Source organism: Ferrovibrio sp., assembly GCF_025869515.1.
Taxonomy (GTDB): domain Bacteria; phylum Pseudomonadota; class Alphaproteobacteria; order Ferrovibrionales; family Ferrovibrionaceae; genus Ferrovibrio.
On record NZ_JAOZVR010000043.1, the window covers coordinates 1 to 5,407 of the forward strand.

Consider the following 5,407-nt stretch of genomic DNA (forward strand, 5'->3'; position numbering starts at 1 on the left):
GCCTATCCCGCCAACCCCACCCTCAGTGACGTGGCCTGAGGACGACGCTTACCGAACGGCTGATGGTCCGCCGGCGAGGTGGCCGCAAGCGGGCGATCGGGACGCGGGCGCCGATGATGATCCCGATGCGACCGAATGAGCGCTGGTCGCTCGACTTCGTTGCCGATCAGATGACCGATGGCCGGCGCTTCCGGATGCTGGCCATCGTCGACGATTGCACCCGCGAGTGCCTGGCGCTGGTGGCGGACACGTCGCTATCCGGGGTGAGGGTCGCTCGCGAACTCGACAGGCTTCTGGCCGAGCGCCGCCGGCCGAAGATGATCGTCAGCGACAATGGCAGCGAGTTCACCTCCAACGCCATCCTCGCCTGGGCGGACGCGGCACAGGTCGAGTGGCACTACATTGCGCCGGTAAGCCGATGCAGAACGGCTTCGTCGAGAGCTTCATGTATGGACGGCCCCTGCGTTGCAAGGCTGTCATAAGGCTGGGGCAAGGCGCGGGTCGGGTGCGTTCATGTATGCGGCCTATGTGCGCGGCCCATCTCATGACCGCTGGCCCTGATGGAGTTCGCGGATCGACGCCTCATCAACGGGACGCGCTTTGCTGCGCCACAAGCTCTGTGGGCTTTGTCGATCCCCGGTCCGCCCGGTCGTGCCATCACCTCACTTTCGCCCTCGCAACCTATGGATCCCGCCTGCGATCACGCCGCCGCTACCGCGGGCGGGCGGAAGCTCTCCCCACGCATCATCAGCGCCCAGGCGATGCGCGCCATCTTGTTGGCGAGCGCAATGATCACGACCTTGGGTGGCCGACGTTCCTGCAGAGCTCGGATCCATGCTTCGCCGCCTGCCGCCCGCGCCTTAGCGAAGCGGATGGCATTGCCTGCACCAACATAGAGGAGGTGTCGGATGTAGCGGTCGCCGCGCTTCGATATCCGCCCCAACCTGTCTTTGCCGCCGCTTGAGTGGCTCTTGGGCGTGAGCCCGAGCCAGGCAGCGAACTCCCGGCCCGAGCGGAACATCGACGGATCAGGCACGGTACTCACAATTGCCATCGCGGTAATCGGCCCGACGCCCGGAATCGACGCGAGACGCCGGCTGACCTCGTCGGCGCGATGCTGGGCGACGATCTGAGCCTCCAGGACATCGATCCGCTCCCAAAGGCTGGCAAGCTCGTCGACCAGGACCATCAGCGCATCGCGCGCGAGTGGCGGAACCGCAGGGCTATGGACTTCGACCGCGAGCTTCTCGACGCGGTGGATGCCTTGCGGCGCGATGATGCCGAACTCGGCCAGATGGGCGCGTAAACTGCTTGCCAGCATAGTGCGCTGGCGCACAAGGAGCTCACGCGTCCGATGCAGCATCAGCGCCGCCTGCTGCTCGGCGGACTTTACAGACACGAAGCGCATGGTCGGGCGGGTTACCGCCTCGGCGATCGCTTCGGCATCGGCGGCATCTGTCTTATTGCGCTTGACGTAGGGTTTAACGTAGGCCGGCGGCATCAGACGAACCGGGGAGTGTCAGGAATTTCGTGTGCGGGGCGGCCATACTGGACCTGATGGAGGTTTCCGATGGCACGACGCAAAGCTTCCCGTATTCCTGATGCGCGGGAGTGTCAGGAATTTCGTGTGCGGGGCGGCGGATTGAAGATCAGGCCGCCATGGCCCTTGTGAAACGCTCTCCGAAGAGAACGGCGAACTGGGGAATTTTACTTCGGCACTTATGGGGAAGTTTCGCGCGGCATTGACAGCGCGATCAGCTCGCGCGCCCAGTGGTGCGCAGTCGCGCATGCCTCGATGCCGACCAAGCATGGAGGCAGCTCGCGAAAATAATCCAGGACCTGAGAACGGCGAAGCTTTACCTGCGCGAGAGCATGACCTTCTCCATCAGCGGCATGCACCTGTAAAACCTGCTTCGCAATATCGAGACCGACGACACTGATCTGCATTGGACGGCTCCTTATGGGTGACAAAGACCGACTGCCATCATGCCACGCCGATGCCGGGCGACAGGGGCCGTCCACCCCATCAACGGTCGCTTCCGGGACGAGTGCCTGAACGAGACCCTGTTCTCAGCGCTGAGCCAGGCCAGAGCCGCCTTGAGCGTGTGGCGGTCCGATTACAATGGATCGCGGCCCCACTCCGGCCTCGGCTGGCAGACCCCGTCCGCCTTCGCCGCCACCTTCCACCCGCGACGGGATCTGCCGCTGCGCCAAGCCAGAAGCTCCGCGCGAGATCCAGAAGCTCACACCGCTCACACCGCCGAACAGGCCAAGCCCCACCGCCGGAGCGAACTCACCGCTGGATAGAAGTTGGGGGCAACGTCACATCCACTCCATCACTTCTCCGCGGAAATCAACAGCGGGGTGTCCAGCAGTCCGGAAGAGCTGTGTGAACGGTTGTGGCTTGGCGCGGCTTGCCCGCTCTCAAGCCATATGCGACGTTTTGGCGGTGCAGCGCGGCGGGGCGATTGAGGTCGAATGTCTAGCTCAGAGAATGAGGGACTGCGCGGCCACGTGATAGCGCTCGAAGCCGTGTTGTTAACAATGGCGGCGATATCTTCCCAGGAGAGAAGCGACAGCAAGGAATCTCTATCCCAACCGCTCGCCGGTTCACATCACACGCTGGAGACTTTCGAGAATTCTGCCGATACGCCGTTTTGACACGTGGGTCGCCACCTGCGGGATGTCATCATCCGAAAAGCTTGGCAGTCAGCTTTTTCGATTTATCAACAGGACTCAAAACGCTATGACAGACATCCTCTCGCCCCCACTACGGAATGACGAGGCCAAGAGTGACCAACAATGTAACTCAGCAGCGACGAACTCCAAGGCTTAGGCGAGGGTCGTGAGAGCATTTATGCCGCCCGTGCGCCGAGCATCGAGGATATCTCGCAAGCTACTATCCTGCCGACGGCCGAAGCCGTCTCATCGCTGTTAGACATCATACTCAATGCTCGCTGTCCTCATATGACGCCAGATGATGAGTCAAAATAGACTAGCCTCGACAGCACTCGGTCCATGTGGTCACAAACCTACTTTTTCTATGACCTGAAACATTCTTCTGCTGAGAGCCATCCAAACCCTCAAACGTCGGGCTATAACATGTTCCGTCACGACATAGTAAATGCGCTTCTCGACTTGACGAACGATAGACGATATCTTGAAATTGGCGTCAATCGCGGCGAGACATTTCACAACATACGCGCGAGCCACAAGGTCGCAGTTGACCCGAAATTCTTATTCGATGTCAGCGAGGCGATTTCTGCAAACCCGGAGGCTGAGTACCACGAAACTACGAGCGACGACTACTTCGAGAACGTTGCGGCCTCGACCGACACCTTTGATGTCGTATTTCTCGATGGTCTCCACACTTTTGAGCAAACACTTCGTGATTTTAACAATGCGCAATTTTTATTATCGAATGATGGGATCATCCTTGTAGATGATGTCCTGCCCTCCGGTTTTCAGTCGGCAATTCGAGATATTCCTAAGTGGCAAAAGGTACGAGCTGCCTTGAACATTCAGGACAAAAGCTGGATGGGCGACGTCTACAAACTGGTATTTTACATAGCCTCCTACGTTCCAGCCTTCTCTTTTGCAACCATCGCAAATAACCACGGGCAAACTGTGCTATGGCGACAGCAAAGAGCACACGACCCATTAAACGATACGTTGATGGAACCGCTCGTCAGAATGAATTATGACGACCTGATTCTACATAAATCCACGATGCGTCGCATGCCTTTGAATAGCATTATCGACGAGATCGCAACATATCGCAAAGGAAAGCAGGTCTCAACGACCGAAATTGACCTCAATGGTACATAGAGTTAGGGGGCTCGCACCAGCATGCTCGAAGCAAATGTCAAACTGCCCCCAGCTCGCCGGTACGACGCCACCGAAACCGCAGTTTTTTTGCCTCTCTGCCGACACAGCGCTTCCGAGTATAGCTGCAATCACATCCGGTCGCGGTCTGTCTAATCTGGATGTTACAGTCCCATGCCGGCTTCGGAACACGATCCTCGAGTCATGAACGTTTTCAAAGTCGCGATCCGCTATTACTAGCCACCCTGCAACGCCAACGTCGGCGTAAGGAATCCCTCTGGAGGCGCCGAGGGCTGGGGTGTCAACGAACCACGAATGGATAGGTGATCCTCCTCGTCTAGGAGCTTTATCATTGCGAGAAATAATCGAGTATCCTGCGTTAGGATCGCCGCCTCCAATCTTAAGCTGGCTCTTAAATATATCCGATGCCACCGATGACGGATCTGTGCCCTCCTTTGCGAGCGCAAGCATTACATCGACCTTTTCGTGTAAGTTAAATTTATCTCTGTTCAGAAAAGTTCCCGTATTATCATAAATAAATTGCGAAAATGCATCAATATTTCTTATGCGTGACATCCTATTATGTGAGGGGAGGCGGCTGGAGATAAACTCAACATCGTCCCAAACGGCGAGAGATGCGCATTTCTCCCTCATTACCCTGACGATTTCACCATAACTACCGGTGGATCGTCGCATTAATAGTATATGTTCGCCATTTGCGTGGGGAAGAAGCTCGAGTAGATGGACAGCAGATCCTTCCTCCCAAACCACGCGCTTGGCTGAGCAAATAAATTGCATCTGCCTCTCTATTGAATAAAGCTCCGGCTGAAACTCGAAGTATCCGTCGCGCGCTAAATCATCTGCGACACCATCAAAACCAGCGACTCGTCCTACCTGTTTAAATCTGCGACGTGATACAAATATTTTTGATGGCAAGGAAGGATCGAAATATCTCTCTGGAGGTGACGTCCGCTCTAAAAACTCGACGAACCACGGCTTTGCTCCTTCGCCAAGCATCTTTCCTGGTTCGGGGACGATTAATCGATCTACCATCGAAAAAACATCAACTGCCCGAATATTATTTATCTGCAATTTAAGCAGCGACATTATTTTAGAGACATAACCCATCGCCACGGCGGTATTTCTGTCAGGCAAGATAACTGCGCCTTGTACGCTATCCCGGAACTGCGACACAGCCCAATATCGCCAAATGCATTCGCTTAGGAAGTGACCAAAATGCGAAGACGCGGGCCCGAGATACAGCCACTGGCCCTCGATGTGATGGGGAGAGGTTCCATGGAGCTTCCGCCTTCCCACATGATCTACTAACGACCTGCCATTTTGCGCCGCCCCAAAGTCGATTCTGGCATCTGTCGGATCAGACGAGGCAACGCCGTATAGGAAGCTACCCCTCCCCCAATCATCAGTTGCGGGATACAGAAAAGCGTTGTCAATGATGGTCGATCTTGTCATCTCGCCTCACTCGGGCCGCCAGCGCTGCATTTATTCAGGAACGCGAAACGCCGGCAAGCCCGAACGATTTCAGCCGCCCCTTGGATCGCCAGGGCGCCATCGCATCGGG

3 protein-coding genes and 3 pseudogenes are annotated in these 5,407 nt (G+C 56.7%); 3 read left to right on the top strand and 3 right to left on the bottom strand.

All coding sequences use genetic code 11. The annotated features are described in order from the left end of the window. Positions 1 to 53: 53 nt before the first annotated feature. Positions 54 to 445 (top strand): annotated as a pseudogene (locus OJJ21_RS06355) (DDE-type integrase/transposase/recombinase); the annotation flags it as partial. Between the two features lie 255 nt (positions 446 to 700). Here OJJ21_RS06355 and OJJ21_RS06360 read toward each other — a convergent pair. Further along, positions 701 to 1,519, bottom strand: a pseudogene (locus OJJ21_RS06360) (IS110 family transposase); the annotation flags it as partial. A gap of 200 nt (positions 1,520 to 1,719) precedes the next feature. Next, positions 1,720 to 1,947, bottom strand: a complete 228-nt coding sequence (locus OJJ21_RS06365) for a hypothetical protein (RefSeq protein ID WP_297684293.1) — start codon at positions 1,945 to 1,947, stop codon at positions 1,720 to 1,722. Positions 1,948 to 2,028: 81 nt separating this feature from the next. On the opposite strand from OJJ21_RS06365, the pseudogene OJJ21_RS06370 reads away from it, so the two are divergent. Further along, a pseudogene (locus OJJ21_RS06370) lies at positions 2,029 to 2,307 on the top strand (transposase); the annotation flags it as partial. Positions 2,308 to 3,018: 711 nt separating this feature from the next. Beyond that, positions 3,019 to 3,828 (top strand): class I SAM-dependent methyltransferase, encoded by an 810-nt coding sequence (locus tag OJJ21_RS06375; RefSeq protein ID WP_297684295.1) that lies wholly within the window; start codon positions 3,019 to 3,021, stop codon positions 3,826 to 3,828. On the opposite strand, the gene OJJ21_RS06380 is transcribed toward OJJ21_RS06375, so the two are convergent. After that, a complete protein-coding gene (locus OJJ21_RS06380) occupies positions 3,796 to 5,298 on the bottom strand; it encodes a glycosyltransferase family 61 protein (RefSeq protein ID WP_297684297.1) in 1,503 nt (500 codons plus the stop codon). The genes OJJ21_RS06375 and OJJ21_RS06380 overlap by 33 nt on opposite strands. Between the last annotated feature and the right edge of the window lie 109 nt (positions 5,299 to 5,407).

Coding starts and splice junctions, on each gene's coding strand:
- OJJ21_RS06365 (WP_297684293.1), bottom strand. CDS start 1,947: ATGCAGATCAGTGTCGTCGGTCTCGATATTGCGAAGCAGGTTTTACAG.
- OJJ21_RS06375 (WP_297684295.1), top strand. CDS start 3,019: ATGTGGTCACAAACCTACTTTTTCTATGACCTGAAACATTCTTCTGCT.
- OJJ21_RS06380 (WP_297684297.1), bottom strand. CDS start 5,298: ATGACAAGATCGACCATCATTGACAACGCTTTTCTGTATCCCGCAACT.